The following is a 19,654-nucleotide window of genomic DNA, read 5'->3' as shown; positions in this document are numbered from 1 at the left end:
CGGACGAGTTCATACCGCCGGCCGCTCGAAGGCGTGCGGGATACCGGAATCGTGCACACCGCTGCGGCGGATGAAGGTCATGGCCCGGGTGGCCAGCCGCCAGCCCTTGTCGGTGCGCCGGTAGGTATCGGTGTAGTAGCCGATCCGCATATCGTGACTGGCATGCTCGACGAAGCACAGCGGCTGGGTGCCGGTGCCGGTATCGCCGTCCAGTTCGATCAGCGGAGTTCCGGTGAGGAACAGGCCTTTCGGTGCGGCGTCGACGAGTTCGGGGAACACGTCGAGGGTGTAGGTGTCACCGAAGGCGCTGTAGGTGCCGTCGGGGGTGAACACCCCGATCAGGCCCTCGATATCGCCCTTGGTGATGGTCACCGCGTAGCGGGCCAGCAGCTGCTGGATCTCGATCAGGTCATCGATTGCCGCCATAGACCTTTCCGCCTTTCATCACGAACCGCACCTGCTGGGTGACGGTGATATCGGCCAGGGGATCGCCGGGTACCCCGATCACATCCGCGAGCAGGCCCTCGGCGAGCCGGCCACGGTCGGTGACCTGGATGAGCTCGGCCGCGACGACCGTCGCCGCCCGCAGCACCGACAGCGGGTCGAGACCCCGCTCGACCAGGGCCACCAGTTCGTCGGCATTGCGGCCGTGCGGGATCGCCGGTGCGTCGGTACCGACGGCGATCTTCACGCCCGCGTCGAACGCGGCCTTCACCGAGGTCCGCGCCCGCGGGAACATCTCGGCCGCCTTGGCCTGGAGTTCCGGTGCCGCCTTGGAGACATCCATGGCGTCGGCCAGGCGCGTGGTCGGCACCATATAGGTCCCTGCCCGCACCATGAGGTCGATGGCTTCGTCGTCGATCAGGAAACCGTGTTCGATACAGTCGATCCCGGCCCCGACCGCCTCCTTCACCGCTTCGGCCCCATGGGTGTGGGCGGCCACCCGCAGGCCCCGCCGGTGTGCCTCGTCGACGATCGCCCGCAGTTCCTCGGTCGAATAGTGTTGTGCGCCGGGGGCTCCCGTCAGCGACATGACGCCACCGGAGACGCAGACCTTGATCAGCTGGGCACCGTGTTTGATCTGGTATCGCACCGCCTTGCGCACTTCGTCGACACCGTTGGCGATCCCCTCTTCGAGGGTCAGCTTCAGTACGTCGGGTGCGAAGGCGGAGAACATGGTGGGGTCGAGATGCCCGCCGGTGGGAGTGATCGCGTGGCCGGCCGGGACGATCCGTGGACCGTCGATCCAGCCGGCATCGATCGCCTTACCGAGCGCCACATCCAGCAGGTAACCACCGGTTTTGACGAACAGCCCGAGGTTGCGCACGGTGGTGAACCCGGCGCGCAGGGTGCGCCGGGCATTACCGACCGCGCGCAGCATCCGCAGCGGCGGGTCGTCCTGCACCGAGGAGGACAGCCCGGTTTCGCCCCGCCCGCCCATCAGGAGGTTGACCTCCATATCCATCAGACCGGGCAACAGGACGAGATCACCGAGCTCGATGATCTCGCCCTCCGGTTCGCCGCCGACGCCGACGATCCGATCCCCGTCGATCCGCAGGATGCCGGGCCGGACGATTTCGCCGGAATCCACATCGAGCAACCCGGCGGCCCGTAGTGTCAGCACGGCTACACCACCGGTTCGCGCACGATGTCCAGGTAGGCCGCGCCGCTGTCGGGCACTCTGGGCTGCTTCCAGACCTCCACCGGGAACGAGGCCATCACCAGCGACTGCAGCAGATGGAACAGATTACGCGCCTCGTCCGGCAGATCGTCGAGCGGGAATTTGTCGCAGTAGGCGATGGCGTCCTCGAGCCGGGCCATCCCCGCGTCGTAGAAATCCTGCATCTCCGGCATGGTCGAGGCCAGCCGTTTCGCGTACCGCTCGGGTTCGGTGGGCAGGATCCAGTCGGAAAACCGGGCCAGATCGGCGAATTCGGCGGGCAGTGCCTTGGTTTCCTCAGTTGCCATTGCGGTATTCCTCGACTTTCTTCTGCGCGGTCTTGTGCAGGTGGCGGAGCAGGATTTCCTGATCGTTGAGCGGGAAATCGGTGACGGTGCGGGTCGCGATCATCGTCTGGGTGGCCTCGAGGGTGTTCGCGTCCTGCAGCGCGTACTCCTTGAAGGTCACGCCGGCCAGTTCCTGGGCCAGCCGCTCCCGCGCGGTCTTCGCCGGCACGAAGTACAGATTGGCCTCGAAGATGTGCTTGTCCACCGCGGTGGGCCAGTAGTGGTAGGTGAGGTACCAGCCCGGTGCCCAGAACAACAGCGAGAAGTTGGGCCAGATCTCGAATTCGTCCACGCCCCAGGCGCGGTGACCGGCGGGATTGATGCCCACGGGCAGCGGGTCGAGGCCCTCGATATCGGGCCGGTCCCAGGGGCCGAACAGGCCGCTGCGCAGGACGCGCTCGATCGGCTTGACCATGTTCAGGTCCTTGGGCGGGGCCATTCCGCCCCAGGACGAGATCATCGAATGCGGGGGCTGCAGTTCGTAGTGCAGGGCTTCGTAGCCGTAGCCGGCCAGTTTGTCCGCTTCGTCCTTGACCGCCTGCTTCATATGCAGGATCGGCGCGTGATAGAACTCGGCGAAGGCGTCGATGAACAGCTTCCAGTTACTGCCGACCTCGGCGCGGTAGCTGAACACCTCGGTCATCTCGTGGAACGGATAACCCTCGAGACCCTTGATCATCGGGCCGAGGAAGGTGGTCAGCGGTTCGGCGTCGGGGTCGAGGTTGACGAAGATGAACCCCTCCCACACCTCGCAACGCACGTCCTTGAGGCCGTAGTCGGCCTTGTCCAGGCCGAAGAATTCCTTCTCCTGCTGGACGAAGGTCAGTTCGCCCTCGAGGCTGTAGCGCCAGGCGTGGTATTTGCAGGTGAACTGTTTGCAGAAGCCGGAGGTCTCCTCGTTGGGGAAATCGTCCCACACCAGCTTGTTCCCGCGGTGGCGGCAGACATTGTGGTAGGCGTGGATCTGATCGTCGTTACCCCGGACGATGATCAGCGAGGTCCCCGCGCAGGAGAGTTCCTTGGTGAAGTAGCTGCCCTTACGCGGCAGCCGCTCCACCCGGCCCACGTTGAGCCAGGTCTTCTTGAAGATGGCGTTGCGCTCGTCCTCGTAGAACTGGGGGTCGATGGAATCGCTGTAGTCGATCGGGTCGGTGCCCAGATCCGGGTAGTGTTCGGTCCAGCTACCCGCCGCTGGTTTGTTGAAGTGTGCCAAGGGATTACCTCTCGTACTCGGAACGGATGCCGAAGGTGTTGAAGGCCGCGGCAAGCGTGTTGTAGGTGCCGATGGTGAAGATCAGATCCATCCGCTGGTGTTCGTCGAGGTGCTCACACAGTCCGTCCCAGGTGGCATCGGACAGGTTCGACTTCTCGCCGAGTTCGTCGACGGCGTGCAGGACCAGCTGCTCGACCGGCTCGGCCGCCTCGCCGCGGGTCACGGCGGCGATCTCCGCTTCGGTGATCCCCTCGGCCAGCGCGGCTTCGCGGTGGTGGTTCCACTCGTAGACGCAGTCGCGCAGGTGAGCGACGCGCAGGATGGCGAGTTCGCGCAGCCGGGCCGGTAGCGACGACCGGAACAGCAGGTGGACGTTCAGCGTGAGGAACGCCTTGGTCAGCGCCGGATGGCGGACGAGTGTCGACAGGGCGTTGCTCGCCTGCTCCGGATTGCGCATCCGGCGCGGCAGCATCACCCGCAACGCGTCGTCGACCTCCTCGTCCCACTGGTCCGCGGGCAGGGGTGGTACTCGCATCGCGCCTCCTCTCGATGAGAATGCTATTCTCGCTTTCGGATAACAGATTTCCATGAGGCGGCCGGATAGTCAACGCGACGATGTACCGACAGGTGGCGGGGCCGGCCCGGGGAGATCGTCGCCAACCCGGACTGCGGTGGGTGTGGCGCTTGTTTCCGAGGTGTACCCAGAAAACAGGATATTGATTCTCGATTAGTGAGAAGCTAGTTTTCACTCACCGAGAGCTGGGTACACGGCCAATCGGCCGGAAGGTCCGCAACTCGGTGCACGGGCGGCCTGCCCGCCCGATCACGATCGGCTGACCGATGGGGGTCAGCGCAGAAAGGACAATCGTGAGACCGAAGCGAACCGCCGCCGCCCTGCTCGCCCTGGCATTACTGGCCACGGCCGGCTGCTCCGGCCGCAGTGGCAGCGAAACCGGCGATACCTCCCCCGGCGACACCGTGGTCGCCGATTTCGGCGACCTCACCGGGGTCTGCCAGGACGGTGACGCCGCCGGCGCCCCCACCCAGGGCGTCACCGACAGTGAGATCACCGTCGGCGTCTTCAGCGATGTCGGCTACTCCAAGAACCCCGAATTCGTCGACGCCGCGAAGGTCTTCACCTCCTGGTGCAACGCGGCCGGCGGAATCAACGGTCGCACGATCACCACCATCACTCACGATTCGAAGGTGATGGCCGTGCGGCAGAAGATGGTGGAAGCCTGCCGTACCGATTTCGCGCTGGTCGGCGGTGGCGCGGGCCTGGACGGGCTCGGGGCGAAGGAACGCCTCGAATGCACCCTGCCGGACTTTCCCGCCCAGGTCTCCCAGCAGCCCAACCTCGGCACCGACCTGCAGGTGATCGCCTCGCAGAGCACCTACGCCCACTACGACCCCTACAACGGGTTCCGGCAGTGGCTCACCAAGGAGGCCTATCCGCAGTCTGCGGCCGCGGTCGGCATCGTCAACGGCGATTCCCCGGTGACCAAGGTCCTCGGCGACAAGGCCGTCGAATCGCTGAACGCCATGGGCGCCAAGGTGATCTACAACGAGCTGTACCCGGTGGGTGGCGTCACCGACTGGACGCCGTACGCGCAGGCGATCAAGAACAGCGGCGTGCGCGGGCTGATCTGGTACGGCGAGGACGCGCCGCTGGCCAAACTCGAGGAGAAGCTGACCTCGATGGATTACAAGCTGGACTGGATCGACCCCAACAACAACGCCTTCCGCGACGATTACCTCGAACTGCTCGGCCGCTCGGCCACCTTCCAGAACAATCTGGTGGATCTCGGCGGTGTGGTGCCGCCGCAACTGGCCGATCAATCGCCGGCCATGCAGCAGTTACAGGCTCTCTACGAGAAGTACGCGCCCGACGCGGTGATCAGCCTGCCCGCGATCCGCGCGTTTTCGGCCTGGCTGCTCTTCGCGAAGGCCGCGAGTGGCTGCGGTTCCGAACTCACCCGGACCTGCCTGGTGGAAACGGCGCAGCGGGAAACCACCTGGACCGGCGGCGGTTTGCACAGCCCGAACGATATGTCCGTGAAGGACCGGGCCCCGACCTGCTTCAACGTCATGCAGGCCACGGCCGAAGGCTGGAAAGTAGCCGATTTCGGCGCGAACGACGGCCTGTTCCGCTGCGGAACCCCGCCCTACCGGTACACCGGGAACTACGGTGAACCGCTGACGCTGGCGGATGTCGGCAAAACCATGGCGGACGTCAAGTAACCGATATGGACCAATTCCTCGCCTTCGGGATCGTCGGGCTGAGCACCGCCGCCGTCTACGCCGTGATCGGCAGCGGTCTGGTGCTCACCCATACGACCACCGGAATCTTCAACTTCGCGCACGGCGCGGCCGGGATGATGGCGGCCTTCTCCTACTGGCAGCTCACCGCCGGCTGGGGAGTCCCGGTACCGATCGCGCTGGCGATCGTGCTGCTGGTGCTGGCGCCGCTGTCGGGCCTGCTCGTCGAACGCGCCCTGCGGGCTGTGCAGGGCCTGGGGGACGCGGAAAAACTGGTGATGACGGTCGCGCTGCTGAGTGGCCTCATTGCTACCGCCCGCTGGATCTGGAATCCGATCCAGGCCCGCTCGCTACCCATCTTCTTCGCCGACGCCGAACCCATCCGGCTCGGCGCCGCCACCGTCACCTGGCATCAGGCGCTGACCATGCTGGTGGCCATCGCGGTCGCGGTGGCGCTGCGGGTGCTGCTGTTCAACACCCGCACGGGCGCGGAGATGCGGGCCACCGTCGACGACCGGGCCTTGGCCGGGCTCACCGGCGCCGACCCGGTACGCGCGAACCGGGTCGCCTGGATCCTCGGCATCGAATTGGCCGCGGTGGGCGGCATTCTCATCGCGCCCACGGTGTCGCTGGACGCCGCCACGCTGTCACTGCTGATCGTCAGCGCCTACACCGCGGCGATCTTCGGCCGGTTGCGCAGCCTGCCGATGACCTTCCTCGGCGCGGTCGTGGTGGGCCTGATGGAGAGCTACCTCACCGGGTACCTGCCGCAGAACGAGTACCTGCCCGGCCTGCGGCTGGCGGCGCCGGCATTGCTGCTGTTCGCAGCGTTGCTGCTGTTCCCGCACGGGCGGTTGCGCGGCCGCGATCGCAAACTCAGTCCGGTGCCCACCCCGTCCCGCGGCGGTGCCGTGTTCTTCGCCGGGGTGATCGTGATCCTGGGATTGATGGTCGCCACCATGCTCGGCGAAAGCGATCTGATCGCCTACGGGCCGATGTTCGCGTTCGGGGTGATCGCGCTGTCGTTCGTACCGCTGTCGGGGTACGCCGGGCAGATCTCGCTGTGCCAGTTGAGTATGGCGGGAATCGGCGCGATCGCCTACGGGCATCTGGCACCGGACGGTGAACTGTGGGGCCTGCTCGCCGCCGTGGTGATCGCGGCGCTCGCCGGAACCTTGATCGCGCTGCCCGCGCTGCGGCTCTCGGGTGTGTACCTGGCCCTCGGGACCGCGGCCTTCGCGGTGGTGCTCGACCGGTGGATCTTCACCCTGCCGTCCTTCGAGATCGCGGGACTGACGATCAAGTTCTTCGACCAGGGGTCGGTCGAGGTGCACGGACCCAACCTGTTCGGGTTGCGGTTGGACACCGCCGCGGGCATCACCCTTTTCGCGGCGGTATGCCTGGCCCTGGCCACCCTCGGCGTCGCGGCATTGCGGCGCGGACGGTTCGGCCGGCGGCTCATCGCCCTGCGCGACAGCGAAGCCGCCTACGCCACCCTCGGCGGCAATCTGTTGCGCGCCAAGGTGGCGGTGTTCGCGCTCAGCGGGGGACTGGCCGGACTCGGCGGTGCCCTGTTCGGCATGCAGATCGGTTCGGTGACGCCGGAACAGTTCAACTTCGTGGCCGGTCTGCCGATCTTCCTGGTGGCCGTATTCGCCGGCCTCGGGGCGCTGGGCAACGGCCTGTTCGTGGGTGTCGCGCTCTACGGGCCGATGCTGGCGCTGCCGGTGCTGTTCCCCTCCACCGAGAACCTGATGCATGTGCTGCCGGCGCTGGCCGGTATCGCCTTCGGCGGCGGCGTGGTGAGCCACGGCGCGGTCGCCCGGATGCGGCAGGACTTCGAGGCGGCGATCCGCAACCGGGTCACGCTGGCGCTGATGGTCGGTATCCCGGTGCTGCTGTGGCTGATCCGGCTGACCGGCGTGATCGACGGCTGGATCTTCTTCTGGGGTTCGGTACTCGCGGTCTTCGCGGTGCGGATATGGGCGAACAACCGGGAAAAGCGCGCGGCCGCGGACGAACCCGACGTACCCGTCGAATGGTGGGGCGTGAAACGACCGTGGCAGCCGGGCGACAAGGAGGTGCTCGATCATGCCATCGCTGCTGGACGTTAGCGATATCACCGTCACCTTCGGCGGCCGGCGCGCGCTCGACGGCGCCGGGTTACGGGCCGAGGCGGGCGAGGTCACCGGGTTGATCGGGCCGAACGGGGCGGGTAAGAGCACCCTGTTCGATGTGATCTGCGGGTTGCGCCGGCCGGCCGCCGGACGGGTCCGGATGGCGGACCGGGATATTACCCGGCTCGATCCGGCCCGCCGGGCCCGGCGCGGGATGGCACGCACCTTCCAGCGGCTCGAACTCTTCGGCCGGCTGTCGGTGCGGGACAACTTGCTGGTCGCGGCCGAGCTGGGGCCGCACCGGCGCCGGGCCGAGCAGGTGGTCGATGAGATCGTCGACCGGCTCGAGCTCGGCGAACGCGCCGGTGATCTGGCGGATTCGCTCCCGACCGGGCTGGCGCGGCTGGTCGAAGTCGGCCGCGCGCTGGCGGTACGGCCGACCTTGCTGCTACTCGACGAACCCGCCGCCGGCCAGGACAGCGCGGAAACGGATCGGTTCGCCGAACTGCTGCGCTCGGTGGCCGCCGACGGTACCGCGGTGGTGCTGGTCGAACACGATATGGGCCTGGTGATGAGCGTTTGCGATCAGGTGTACGTCCTCGATCTCGGGTCGGTGATCGCGAGCGGAACGCCCGAGGTGATCCGCCGCAACGACCAGGTCCTCGCGGCCTATCTGGGGGCCTCGTGACCGCACTACTGGAATTGACCGGGGTCCGGGCCGCCTACGACGCGATCACCGTGTTGCACGGTGTCGACCTGAGTGTGCGGGCCGGCGAGGTGGTCGCGCTGCTGGGCCCCAACGGCGCCGGGAAGACCACCACGTTGAAGGTCGCCGCCGGGGTGCATCCGGTGGTGGACGGGGAATTACGGCTCGGCGGCCGCACCGTCAACGGTGCCGACCCGCGCGACCTCGCCCGCGCCGGTGTCTGCCTAATCCCCGAGGGCCGCGGGATCTTCCCGAACCTCACCGTGCGCGACAACCTGCTGATGATGTCGTTCACCGGCCGGCCGGTCGCGCAGATCGAGGAGATCGCGTTCGCGCGATTCCCGATCCTGGCCCAGCGTGCCGGGCAGACCGCGGGCACGCTCTCCGGGGGTGAACAGCAGATGCTGGCCCTGGCCCGCGGGCTGGCCACCGATCCGGCCGTCCTGCTGCTCGACGAATTGTCCATGGGCTTGGCGCCACTGGTGGTGGAGCGGCTGTACGAACAGGTTGCCGAAATCGCCCGCCAGGGTGTGGCGGTGCTGATCGTCGAACAATTCGCCGCCGCGGTACTCGATATCGCCGATACCGCCGCGGTGCTGGTGCGCGGCCGGGTCGAACACCAGGGGCCGCCCGATCTCGGCCTCCGAAACCAATTGGCCTCTCTCTATTTAGGAACTTCGTCATGACCGAATCCACGCGCGCGGACCGCTTCGTCCAGGAACTCGCGGAGTTGAAAATCCCCGACCCCGCCGCCGGCCGCGGTGGACTCTGGTTGCGGGTCGGCGTCGCCCTGCTGATCCTCGGCCCGGTGGTGATCGTGCTCGGCTATCTGATGTCCAACAACACCTCCGACGCGCTGGTGCAGCGCGACGCGATCATCATCGCCCTGGCCGGGGTGTCGTCGAGCATCGTGGGCGCGGCTCTGTTCCTGCGGTACTCGCTGACCGGGGTGCTGCGGTACTGGATGGCACGCCAGTCCTACGACCTGGCCCAGCTCGCCGGCCGCCTGCCCGGTGCGGCGGATCCGGAACCCGAGGAGGTTGCAGTGCACCAGCGGTGAGTTGCACGCGATCGCAGCGGTGAGCGACCGATGCGGTGGCCGGCCTACCCGAGCCGGCCGCCGGCAGTCGCTTCCCGCGGTGGTGAATCGATCCGGGTGCGGCGGTGGACCGTTCGGGTGGCCGGTCCACCGTCCCGGTGCCCGGCGGTGACGATGTGAGGGAGTTGATGTGTCCGACGGTATGAGTTTCGAGCTGAGCGAGGATCAGCGGCTGATCCGGGATTCGGTGGCCGAGCTGGCCCGCAAATTCGACGATCAGTACTGGATGGAGAAGGACCGGGATCACGAATTCCCCACCGAGTTCTATCGCGCCATCGCCGACGGCGGCTGGCTGGGGATATGTATTCCCGAGGAATACGGCGGGCACGGTCTCGGCATCACCGAGGCCTCGATACTGGCCGAGCAGGTGTCGCGGTCCGGTGGCGGAATGAATGCCGCCACCGCGATCCATCTCTCGCTCTTCGGTATGCAGCCGGTGATCGTGCACGGTTCGGCGGAACTGAAACAGCGCACGCTACCGCGGGTGGCCCGCGGTGAGCTGCACGTCTGCTTCGGCGTGACCGAACCGGGCGCCGGGCTGGATACCAGCCGGATCACCACCTTCGCCCGACGCGACGGCGATCACTATGTGGTCAACGGCCGCAAGGTGTGGATTTCCAAAGCGCTGGAGTCGGAGAAGATCCTGCTGCTCACCCGCACGCAGAAGTACGACGAGGTGGAGAAGAAGACCAGCGGTATGACGCTGTTCCTCACCGACCTCGACCGCGACCATGTCGATATCCGGCCCATTCCGAAAATGGGCCGGAACGCGGTGTCGTCGAACGAATTGTTCATCGACGATCTGCGGATTCCGGTGGAAGACCGGGTGGGAGAGGAGGGTCGCGGCTTCGAATACCTGCTCGACGGCCTGAATCCCGAGCGGATGCTGATCGCCGCAGAAGCACTCGGCATCGGGCGGGTCGCGCTGGATCGTGCGGTGCGCTACGCGAACGAGCGGGAAGTATTCGGGCGGCCGATCGGGAAGAACCAGGGAATCCAGTTCCCGTTGGCCGATTCGCTGGCCCGGCTGGACGCGGCCGAACTGGTGCTGCGAAAGGCAACCTGGTTGTACGACAATGGCAAACCCTGTGGCCGGGAGGCCAATACCGCCAAATACCTGTGCGCGGAAGCCGGTTTCGAAGCCGCCGACCGCGCCATGCAGACACACGGCGGGATGGGGTATTCGGAGGAGTATCACATTTCCCGGTATTTCCGGGAATCACGGGTGATGCGGATCGCGCCGATCAGTCAGGAAATGATCCTCAATTATCTGGGATCGCATGTGCTGGGAATGCCGAGGAGTTACTGATGGCGAAGAACGGACTGTTCGATCTGACCGGCCGGACGGCCGTGGTCACCGGCGCGGCCGGTGGCATCGGCTCGGCCGTCGCACGGGCACTGGCCGCGCACGGGGCGGCGGTGCTGGTCACCGATCTCAACGGTGACGCGGCGGCCGCGGTCGCGGAGAAGATCGCCGCCGACGGGGGCACCGCCCGCGCCTGCGCGCTGAATGTCGCGGACCCGGAGTCCGCGGTGGCGGCGGCCGGGGAAGCGGCCGAATTGGGCGGCGGGAAAATACATATCGTGGTGAACAATGCCGGTATCACCGCCCCGGCGATGTTCCCGAAGACCACCCCGGAATCCATGCGCAAGATTTTCGACGTGCATGTGCTGGGAACCTTCAACTGCAGTCAGGCCGCGCTGCCGTACCTGGCGACCGACGGCACCGGCCGGATCATCAATGTCACCTCGTCGGCCGGTCTCACCGGAACATTGGGTCAGGTGAACTATTCCGCCGCCAAGGCCGGGATCATCGGTATCACCAAATCGCTGGCCCGGGAACTGGCCCGGAAGAACATCCTGGTGAACGCGCTGGCCCCGCTGGCCGCGACCCCGATGACCGAAACCATCCGCACCGACGAGAAATTCGCCGAGCAGATGATCAACCGTATTCCGCTGCGCCGCTGGGCCGAACCCGACGAAGTGGCGGGTGCGTTCGTATTCCTGGCCTCCGATGCGGCGTCCTTCGTGACAGGGCAGGTGCTGCCGGTCGACGGCGGCATGGTGATGTGATGACGTCGGCCGGTCCGCTGGCGGGTGTGCTGGTGGTGGCACTGGAGCAGGCGGTTTCCGCACCCATGTGCACCCGCACCCTCGCCGATTTCGGCGCCCGGGTGATCAAGGTGGAGAACCCGGTGGGTGGTGATTTCGCCCGGCACTACGACGATGTGGTGGCCGGGCAGGCCGCCCATTTCGTCTGGGTGAACCGGGGCAAGGAATCGGTGACCCTGGACCTGAAATCCGAGCGCGGTATCCAGATCCTGCACGAATTACTGGGCCGCGCCGATGCACTGGTCTCGAATTTGGCGCCCGGCGCCACGGCGCGACTCGGATTGGCCCCCGCCGAACTCGCCGAACGGTATCCCGGGCTCATCGCCCTGGAAATCGACGGTTTCGGTGCGGGCGGTCCGCTGTCGCACAAACGCGCCTACGACCTGCTCGTCCAGGCGGAATCCGGGGTGTGTGCGGTGACCGGCCGGCCGGGTGAACCCGCGAAACCCGGTCCGGCGGTGGCCGATGTGACCACGGGAATGTATGCGGCGCTGTCGATCCTGGCGAGTCTGTGTGGCCGCTACCGGGAAACCGGCCCGGCCGGCGGCACGATCAGCCTGAGCCTGTTCGACACCATGGCCGAGATGATGGGCTATCACCTGAACTACACCCGGCACTCCGGGGTGGAACAGCAGCCGCTCGGCATGAGTTCACCCGCGGTCGCCCCGTATGGTGCCTACGCCACCGGTGACGGTCAGACCGTCGTGCTGGGCACCACCAACGATCGCGAGTGGCAACGCCTGGCCCGGGAAATCCTCGGCCGGCCGGAGCTGGCCGCGGACGCCCGGTTCCGCACGAACTCGGACCGGGTACGGCACCGCGGCGAACTGGACGAGGCGATCGGCACCTGGTGTGCCGGGCACACTCTCGCCGAAGTGCAGAAGGCCGCCGACGATGCCGGTATCGGGAACTCGCGCTACAACACCACCACCGATGTGCTCGGCCATCCGCAGCTGTCGGCGCGGGATCGCTGGCGCGAGATAGCGAGTCCCGGCGGCCCGATCCCGGCGTTGCTGCCACCGGCGGTGGTCGAGGGTTTCGAACCGCCGATGGGCGCGGTACCCGGTCTGGGTGAACACACCGACGCGGTGCTGCGTGAACTGGGCCGGACCGCCGCGGAGATCGCCGAATTGCGGGCCGCGCGGGTGATCGGTCCCGAGTACCGCGCCGAGGCGGTCGGACGGGAGCGCCCGTGACCGCCCCGGGAAGCGACGCGGCGGCGGAACTACTCGTCACCGACCGCGACGGAGTGCGGACCGTCACGCTCAACCGGCCCCACCGTAAGAACGCGATGACCTGGTCCATGTGGCGCGATCTGGCGGATATCCTGCGTGATACCGGCATGGACCGCTCGGTGCGGGCACTGATCCTCACCGGTGCGGGCGGCGCCTTCTGCTCCGGCGCCGATATCTCGGTGCCCGACGCCCGGCACCCGATGGACAAGCTTCGGATCTTCACCGATCTGGCGCTGCAGTTACACGAACTGCCGACCCCGACCGTCGCCAAGGTGACCGGGGTCGCGGTCGGCGCCGGCTGGAACCTGGCACTGGGCTGCGATCTCGTGGTGGCCACTCCGGACGCGACATTCGCGCAGATCTTCGCCCGGCGGGGACTATCCCTGGATCTCGGCGGTTCCTGGCTGCTTCCGAAACTTATCGGGCTACAACAGGCGAAACGACTGGCACTACTCGCCGAAACCATCGACGCGGCCCGGGCCGAGGCGCTCGGACTGGTCACCTGGGTTGTCGCGGCCGGCGAAATCGACGGCTTCACCGACGAACTCGCGGCCCGATTGGCAGCCGGGCCACCGGTCGCCCTCGCCCAGACCAAGGCACTGCTGAACGAAGGTGCCGATACGACACTCCGCGAGGCGCTGGCCGGCGAAGCCCGCGCCCAGGGCGTCAACTTCGCTACCGCCGACGCCCCCGAGGCCTACGCCGCCTTCGCCGCGAAACGCACACCCCGCTTCACCGGCACCTGGTCGCTGCCGCCGGCCGGGGACAGCGTGCGCTCGGAGGCGCCGGCAAGGGCACGGGGCAACAACGATGAGTAGCAGGTCGGCGGTGGGAATCGGCGCAGGCGGTGCGGAGACCGTGTCGTGGTGGGCTCGACACCGCATACCAGGGGGTACCGCGCGGGAACGGCAGGTGTTCGGCTGTCCAGGCCCGCAGCAGGCCGCAGTATCGGTGGGAGGAGCCCGGCGCGACGGCGGGGCTCGGCAATCGGCGTAGACATGGAGAACGGAGTGGGTAGATGCGGGAAGTAGTGATCGCGGGCGCGGTGCGCACACCGGTCGGGAAACGTAAGGGCGGGCTGTCGGGGATGCACGCCGCGGACCTGTCCGCGGTGGTGTTGCGGGAGCTGGCCGAGCGCACCGGGGTGCCGCCGACGCTCATCGACGATGTGGTGTGGGGCTGTGTCTCCCAGGTCGGCGACCAGTCGAGCAATATCGGCCGGTATGCCGTACTGGCCGCGGGCTGGCCGGAGACCATTCCGGGGACGACGGTGAACCGGGCGTGCGGGTCGAGCCAGCAGGCGCTGGATTTCGCGGCGCAGGCGGTGATGTCCGGTCAGCAGGATGTGGTCGTGGCGGGCGGGGTCGAGGTGATGAGCCGGGTGCCGCTCGGTGCCGCCCGCGCCACCGGTCAGCCCTATGGTCCGGCCGTCCTGGAACGGTACGACGGTTTCTCCTTCAACCAGGGAATCTCGGCCGAACTCATCGCCGAGAAATGGGGTTTCACCCGCGCTGTTCTCGACGAATACTCGGCACGTTCGCACGAATTGGCCGCCGCAGCGCAGGACCGCGGGGCATTCGACGATCAGATCGTCGAAGTCACCGCGGCCGCGGGCGAATTCACCGAAGGCGGTGCGGTCGGCGCCGACGAGGGAATCCGGCGCGGCACCAGTGCGGAGAAACTGGCGAACCTGAAACCCGCTTTCCAGGAAGACGGTGTCATCCACGCGGGTAACTCCTCACAGATCTCCGACGGTGCCGCCGCATTGCTCATCACGACCCCCGAACTCGCCGACCGGCTGGGCCTGCGCCCGCTCGCCCGGTACCGGGCCGGCGCGGTGGCGGGGGCCGACCCCGTCCTCATGCTCACCGGTCCCATCCCCGCCACCGACAAGGTGCTGCGCAAGGCGGGCCTGGCCCTGTCCGATATCGGGGTCTTCGAGGTCAACGAGGCGTTCGCTCCGGTCCCGCTGGCCTGGCTCGCCGAAACCGGCGCCGATCCGGCCCTGGTCAATCCGCTGGGCGGGGCGATCGCGCTCGGCCATCCCCTCGGGGCCTCCGGGGCGGTCCTGATGACGCGGATGATCCATCACATGCGCGACCACGGGATCCGCTACGGCCTGCAAACCATGTGCGAAGGCGGCGGTACGGCCAACGCCACCATTGTCGAACTCCTGACCTAGGAAGAATATGCGTCGCGATCTGTTCACCCCCGACCACGAAGCCTTCCGCGATCTGGCGCGGGAATTCATCGAAAAAGAAGTAGTCCCGCATTATCCCGACTGGGAGAAAAAGGGACAGATGCCGCGCGAGGTGTTCCGCCAACTCGGCGGTCTCGGGCTGCTCGGCACCGCGATCCCGGAGGAATACGGCGGTATGGGCACTCGCGACTACCGCTACAACGTGGTGCTCCAAGAGGAAGCGCAGCGGGCGCTGGTCACCCTCAGTACCGTCCGCACCCAGCTCGATGTGATCCTGCCGTACTTCCTCGAGTACGCCGACTCCGAACAACGGGCCCGCTGGTTCCCCGGGCTGGCCGACGGCAGCCTGCTCACCGCCATCGCCATGACCGAACCCGGTACCGGCTCGGATCTGGCGGGTATCCGCACCACCGCCGTCCGCGACGGCGACCACTATGTCCTCAACGGCGCGAAAACCTTCATCACCGGTGGACTGCTCGCCGATCTGGTGATCGTGGTCGCGCGGACCGGCACCGATCCGGACAACCGGCGGGCGGGTCTCACCTTGCTCGTGGTGGAGGGCGGAATGCCGGGGTTCACCCGCGGCCGGGTGCTGGACAAGATGGGCTGCAAGGTTCAGGACACGGTGGAGTTGTCGTTCACCGATGTCCGGGTCCCGGTGGCCAACCGGCTGGGGGAGGAGGGCGTCGCCTTCGGTTATCTGGGCCACAACCTGCCGCAGGAACGGATGACGGTGGCGGTGGGCTCGGTGGCGCAGGCACGGGCCGCGGTGGCGGCGACCATCGAGTATGTAAAGGAACGCAAGGCTTTCGGGACACCGGTGGCGTCGTTCCAGAACACCAAGTTCGAACTGGCCGCGATGTCGGCGGAGGTCGAGGCGGCGCAGACCATGGTGGACCGGGCGGTGCTGGATCTGGTCGACGGGCAGCTCTCCGGCGCGGACGCCGCCCGGGTGAAACTGTTCGCCACCGAGACCCAGGCCCGGGTCGTGGACCGCTGCCTGCAATTGTTCGGTGGCTACGGCTACATGATGGACTATCCGATCGCCCGGCTCTACACCGATGCCCGCGTCGCGCGCATCTACGCGGGGACCAGCGAGGTCATGAAAGTTATCATTGCCAAAGACCTCGGTTTGTGATGTATAGCACACTGAATATTTATGTGAGATGTGAGTCACAGAGTGCCGTTCGACCCTACTGTTTCAGCAGTTGGTTTATCGAACGGAGTACCCGGTGATCGGTTCGCGGAGTGCACAGGCTGATTGCCTTTTCGGCATCGAATACGGAGTCCGTGCGGGTCTACACCCGGTCGATGCCGTGCGCGCCCATGCCCGCCGCTACCCACTGCGGCACCGGCTGGCGATCGTCGCTCCGAACGCCGTGGACGCGGTGCGGTATGCGGGTGGTTTCATTTTCGACCGGATGATGGGCGGCTGGGAGGTCGTCGCCGCGCTCGCCGAACACGACGACGTCCGGCCCCTGGAAATCCTCGGCGCCACGGTTCTGGATCTGACCACCGCCCTGGCCTCCCCCGTGCACGACACCTGGCCGGAGAGCGTACTGCTGGCTCCGGGTATTTTCGTCACCAACGAACGGGTCCGCAAGGGTACCCTCGATTCCCTGGACAAAGGGCTGGCCGAACTCGCGATCTGGGGCGACGACCTGCCGGAAGAACTGGCCTGCCGGGTTTCCTCGGCCCATCATCCGCTCAGCACCGCCGCCCGGGCGTTCAAACGGTGCGCACTCGCCGCCGCGGGGATACCGGAACGGGCCGACGAGGCCGTCGAAACATTCCACAGCGGCGAGGTCCTCCTGGCCGACCTGCGCGGCCGCCAGGCCCTGGTCCGCGCGGTCTGAGCCCAGGGCCCGGGTGAGCCCCGCCGGATAGACCGCACCCGGACTCCTCCGGAGAGGGCTCGACTCGGAGATACCCGCATCGACGCCGGAATGGTGTCACCGGCCCGGGGTGAGGAACCGTTCGGCGAAGCCGGCGAGTTCGTCGCGCTGTTCGGCCGGGTCCGCCGAACTGGCGCTCATCACCACCCGGTCCACGCCCTGCTCGGCGAAGGCCGCGAGTCGTTCGTCGGTCATATCGAAACCGCTCCAGCGGGTGTACTCGAGCCGGCCCGGGTCCCGGCCGGCCTCGGTGGCCGTCGCTCGTGCCAGTTCCCATTGGGCCATTCGCTCATCCGGGAGCAAGGCGCCGCCGGCGAAGTATCCGTCGCCCCGCGATCCGGCGCGGCGGGCGGCCGGGCGGCTCGAACCGCCGATATGGATCGGCAGCGTGGTGGCCCGGTACGGCTTCGGGAACTGGACGAGGTTGTCGAAGGTGAAGAACTCGCCGTGGAACGAGACGCCGTTTTCGTCGCCGGACCACAGCAGCCGGAGAATGTCGATGGCTTCGTCGGCCCGGCGGCCGCGGGTGCGGAAGTCGACTCCGGCGGCCGCTGCTTCGGCGGGGAGCGCACCCACTCCCACGGTGAGCAGGCGCATCCGTCCCTTGGACAGGACGTCGATGGTAACGAGCTGTTTGGCCAGGACAACAGGATTCCGGTAGGGCAATAGCAGCACCCCGGTGCCCAGCAGGAGCCGATCGGTGGCCGCCGCGACATAGGCCAGCGTCTCGAGTGGGTCGAGAAACGGCAGCGTGGGCGGTACCTCGAACCCGTGCAACTGCGCACCCGGATGCAGGACGAGATGTTCGGGTAGATACAGCCCTTCGAACCCGTACTCCTCGGCATACCGCGCGTAGTCCGCGATGCGATCCGGGTCCGCCCCCAGATGGGCGGTGCTGTAACTGACGGCGAATTTCATCTTCTGCCTTCCGGGCCGGTTGCGACGCGATCCGGGCCGGACTGCGCGACGACTCTGCGAAGAACCACCGCGGCCCGGAAAAATTCCCGCCCCGGGTCGGTACGGCTCGTCCGGAATTCGACCAGCAGACCTCATGGTCGACGAGATGGGCCTGGGCCTGGCGTGTGCTCGCGCTCGTCGTCTCCGACCGCGCGATCGTGCTCGACCGCGGGCGGATGGTGCTGTCCGGCGCCGCCGGACAGCTGCGCACCGATCGCGAGAAACTGACCGCCGCCTATTTCGGCAGCGCCGGCATACCGGGGTGAACGGTGGCCGCGATGGCGTCGGCCAGTTCGGTGCCCTTGATCTCGAAATGCCGCGTGAAGTACGTCAGATGCTCGGTGTGCTCGTGGAAATGATGCGGTGTGAGCACCGCCGAGAACACCGGGACGTCGGTGTCGAGCTGGATCCGCATGAGCGCGTCCACCACGGTCGACGCCACGAAATCGTGCCGGTAGATACCACCGTCCACCACCAGCGCGCAGCCCGCGAGCGCGGCGTAGTGGCCGGTGGCCGCCAGCCGTTTGATACGCAACGGGATCTCGAAGGCGCCAGGCACTTCGATCACCTCGACCTCGGTGAATCCGTGCTCGGCGAGCCGGGCCCGGCACGACTGCACCGCCCGGTCGACGATATCGGCGTGCCAGCGCGCGGCGACGACAGCGATGCGGTTCGGGTTGGGCGACATATGTACTCCTCTTCGCTATGTCACCCAGGGCATGGCAACGCGAACAGGAGCAGCCCGCGGGTGGGCACTCCGGCGCCGCGTTCTCTTTCCTCCGGACTGTGACCGTCGGCTCCGGGATCGCACCGGGATCTGCTCGACCCACCCCGGAGGGTGGCGCTCGCGGGCTCGTGCCTCCGGATCGGCCCGGATGCCATTACCGCCGGTGGGGAATTCCACCCCGCCCTGAGAACGTGTACAGCCGGGACTCTAACAACCGCCCGGCCGTCGCGGCACCGGCGCCCCGGCCGCGAAACCGGTCAACCCCTTTTCGGGCGGTAGGCACGGCCGAAGCTGCGCGGGCTGTGTTCGTAGATCTCGGCCAGCTCCCAATCGACCCGGCGGCCGCCGGGGACGTCGAAGATGCGGATCCCGTCGCCGAGGAAAACCGGCGCGACGAAAACCTGCAGCTCGTCGATCAGGTCGTATTCGAGGGCCTGGCGCGCGATATCGGCGCTGATGATCTGGATATCGCGGTCCCCGGCGATTTCCCGGGCCCGGCGGATCGCCTCCCGGATATCGCAGTTCAATGCGACGACGGACGGATCATCGGCGAGTTCTTCCGGGCGGTGGGTGAGGATGAACTCGGTGCCCGACCAGGCGCCGCCGTAGGCCGCCGAGGTCATCTCGTCCCGCTCGTCGCGCTGGGCGATCGCCGCGTCGTAACCGGCCCGGCCGGAGATGATCACGGCGACGTTCGCGGCGAGGCCCTCCGTGGTCCCCTCGGCGGAGGGTTCCGTAGTGGACAGCCAGCTCATATCGTGGCCCGGTCCGGCGATGAAACCGTCGATCGAGCACGTGAATCCCCACGCGACCTTGCCCATATCCGCTCCCGCACCCCGCACCGGCCGACCGGCGGCCGTCGGGGCCCGCACCGCCGGTACGGAAGAAGTTCTTCCGGTCGTCAGGACGACTCGGCGCCATCGAACTCATCGGTCGCGGTTCTCTGCCGCCGCCGAATCCGACTCCCCGCGGAGCCGTCGCGTCGCGCCACCCGCCGCGGCGGACGCGGTCGCGGCAGAGCCGAGACCGCACCCCGGGCATGCGGAAGCAGATCGCTCCTCCGCCGGATGCGAGTCGAATTCCGTGGGCCGGCACGTCGAGCCCGGTGCGACCGGTGCGGACGAGAT

21 protein-coding genes and 1 riboswitch are annotated in these 19,654 nt (G+C 67.4%); of the genes, 13 read left to right on the top strand and 8 right to left on the bottom strand.

Annotated elements, in window-relative coordinates:
* Positions 1-9: 9 nt before the first annotated feature.
* Genes QH276_RS33330 through QH276_RS33310 form a run of 5 tightly spaced genes read right to left on the bottom strand, consistent with a single transcriptional unit; the run spans position 10 to position 3,755 of the window.
* Positions 10-426 (bottom strand): nuclear transport factor 2 family protein, encoded by a 417-nt coding sequence (locus QH276_RS33330; RefSeq protein ID WP_280400688.1) that lies wholly within the window; start codon positions 424-426, stop codon positions 10-12.
* Entirely contained in the window at positions 410-1,624 is a 1,215-nt protein-coding gene (locus QH276_RS33325; protein ID WP_280400687.1) for a metal-dependent hydrolase family protein, read from the bottom strand. Before QH276_RS33325 ends, QH276_RS33330 begins: the two co-directional genes overlap by 17 nt.
* A gap of 2 nt (positions 1,625-1,626) precedes the next feature.
* Positions 1,627-1,968, bottom strand: coding sequence for a hypothetical protein (locus tag QH276_RS33320; protein ID WP_280400686.1), 342 nt, complete (start codon positions 1,966-1,968; stop codon positions 1,627-1,629).
* Positions 1,958-3,220: an aromatic ring-hydroxylating oxygenase subunit alpha gene (locus tag QH276_RS33315; RefSeq protein WP_280400685.1), complete on the bottom strand. Its 1,263-nt coding sequence runs from the start codon at positions 3,218-3,220 to the stop codon at positions 1,958-1,960. Before QH276_RS33315 ends, QH276_RS33320 begins: the two co-directional genes overlap by 11 nt.
* Positions 3,221-3,224: 4 nt before the next feature.
* Complete coding sequence (locus QH276_RS33310; protein WP_280400684.1) at positions 3,225-3,755, bottom strand: carboxymuconolactone decarboxylase family protein; 531 nt, start codon at positions 3,753-3,755, stop codon at positions 3,225-3,227.
* Between the two features lie 332 nt (positions 3,756-4,087).
* Between QH276_RS33310 and QH276_RS33305 the strand changes: the two genes are divergently transcribed.
* The 12 genes from QH276_RS33305 to QH276_RS33250 all read left to right on the top strand — a co-directional run bounded on the left by QH276_RS33305 (position 4,088) and on the right by QH276_RS33250 (position 16,804).
* A complete protein-coding gene (locus tag QH276_RS33305; protein ID WP_280400683.1) occupies positions 4,088-5,461 on the top strand; it encodes an ABC transporter substrate-binding protein in 1,374 nt (457 codons plus the stop codon).
* Positions 5,462-5,466: 5 nt separating this feature from the next.
* On the top strand, positions 5,467-7,593 hold the full coding sequence (locus QH276_RS33300) for an ABC transporter permease (RefSeq protein ID WP_280400682.1): 2,127 nt from the start codon (positions 5,467-5,469) through the stop codon (positions 7,591-7,593).
* Complete coding sequence (locus QH276_RS33295; RefSeq protein WP_280400681.1) at positions 7,571-8,284, top strand: ABC transporter ATP-binding protein; 714 nt, start codon at positions 7,571-7,573, stop codon at positions 8,282-8,284. Before QH276_RS33300 ends, QH276_RS33295 begins: the two co-directional genes overlap by 23 nt.
* Positions 8,281-8,988 (top strand): ABC transporter ATP-binding protein, encoded by a 708-nt coding sequence (locus tag QH276_RS33290; RefSeq protein WP_280400680.1) that lies wholly within the window; start codon positions 8,281-8,283, stop codon positions 8,986-8,988. The genes QH276_RS33295 and QH276_RS33290 overlap by 4 nt, the downstream gene beginning before the upstream one ends.
* Positions 8,985-9,362, top strand: a complete 378-nt coding sequence (locus QH276_RS33285) for a hypothetical protein (RefSeq protein ID WP_280400679.1) — start codon at positions 8,985-8,987, stop codon at positions 9,360-9,362. Before QH276_RS33290 ends, QH276_RS33285 begins: the two co-directional genes overlap by 4 nt.
* A gap of 181 nt (positions 9,363-9,543) precedes the next feature.
* Positions 9,544-10,710: an acyl-CoA dehydrogenase family protein gene (locus QH276_RS33280; RefSeq protein WP_280400704.1), complete on the top strand. Its 1,167-nt coding sequence runs from the start codon at positions 9,544-9,546 to the stop codon at positions 10,708-10,710.
* Positions 10,710-11,474 (top strand): SDR family NAD(P)-dependent oxidoreductase, encoded by a 765-nt coding sequence (locus QH276_RS33275; RefSeq protein WP_280400678.1) that lies wholly within the window; start codon positions 10,710-10,712, stop codon positions 11,472-11,474. Before QH276_RS33280 ends, QH276_RS33275 begins: the two co-directional genes overlap by 1 nt.
* Positions 11,474-12,709: a CaiB/BaiF CoA transferase family protein gene (locus tag QH276_RS33270; protein WP_280400677.1), complete on the top strand. Its 1,236-nt coding sequence runs from the start codon at positions 11,474-11,476 to the stop codon at positions 12,707-12,709. Before QH276_RS33275 ends, QH276_RS33270 begins: the two co-directional genes overlap by 1 nt.
* A complete protein-coding gene (locus QH276_RS33265) occupies positions 12,706-13,566 on the top strand; it encodes an enoyl-CoA hydratase/isomerase family protein (RefSeq protein WP_280400676.1) in 861 nt (286 codons plus the stop codon). The genes QH276_RS33270 and QH276_RS33265 overlap by 4 nt, the downstream gene beginning before the upstream one ends.
* A gap of 200 nt (positions 13,567-13,766) precedes the next feature.
* Positions 13,767-14,930, top strand: coding sequence for a thiolase family protein (locus QH276_RS33260; protein ID WP_280400675.1), 1,164 nt, complete (start codon positions 13,767-13,769; stop codon positions 14,928-14,930).
* A 7-nt stretch (positions 14,931-14,937) separates the two neighbouring features.
* Positions 14,938-16,086, top strand: coding sequence for an acyl-CoA dehydrogenase family protein (locus QH276_RS33255; RefSeq protein ID WP_280400674.1), 1,149 nt, complete (start codon positions 14,938-14,940; stop codon positions 16,084-16,086).
* 94 nt (positions 16,087-16,180) lie between these two features.
* Entirely contained in the window at positions 16,181-16,804 is a 624-nt protein-coding gene (locus QH276_RS33250; protein WP_280400673.1) for a hypothetical protein, read from the top strand.
* A gap of 96 nt (positions 16,805-16,900) precedes the next feature.
* Here the strand turns inward: QH276_RS33250 and QH276_RS33245 are convergent, their stop codons facing one another.
* Entirely contained in the window at positions 16,901-17,761 is an 861-nt protein-coding gene (locus tag QH276_RS33245; RefSeq protein ID WP_280400672.1) for a TIGR03619 family F420-dependent LLM class oxidoreductase, read from the bottom strand.
* A 164-nt stretch (positions 17,762-17,925) separates the two neighbouring features.
* On the opposite strand from QH276_RS33245, the gene QH276_RS33240 reads away from it, so the two are divergent.
* Entirely contained in the window at positions 17,926-18,066 is a 141-nt protein-coding gene (locus QH276_RS33240) for a hypothetical protein (RefSeq protein WP_280400671.1), read from the top strand.
* Here the strand turns inward: QH276_RS33240 and QH276_RS33235 are convergent.
* Together QH276_RS33235 and QH276_RS33230 are read right to left on the bottom strand one after the other, a co-directional pair.
* Positions 18,036-18,488, bottom strand: a complete 453-nt coding sequence (locus QH276_RS33235; protein ID WP_280400670.1) for a 6,7-dimethyl-8-ribityllumazine synthase — start codon at positions 18,486-18,488, stop codon at positions 18,036-18,038. The two genes, QH276_RS33240 and QH276_RS33235, sit on opposite strands and share 31 nt — an antisense overlap.
* A gap of 75 nt (positions 18,489-18,563) precedes the next feature.
* Positions 18,564-18,722: riboswitch (FMN riboswitch) on the bottom strand.
* A 62-nt stretch (positions 18,723-18,784) separates the two neighbouring features.
* Entirely contained in the window at positions 18,785-19,348 is a 564-nt protein-coding gene (locus QH276_RS33230) for a dihydrofolate reductase family protein (RefSeq protein ID WP_280400669.1), read from the bottom strand.
* Positions 19,349-19,654: the final 306 nt, after the last annotated feature.

It is taken from the genome of Nocardia carnea, assembly GCF_029869215.1.
Lineage (GTDB): Bacteria > Actinomycetota > Actinomycetes > Mycobacteriales > Mycobacteriaceae > Nocardia > Nocardia carnea_B.
Note: the sequence above shows the minus strand (reverse complement) of the source record. Positions and strands in the feature narration are given on the sequence as shown.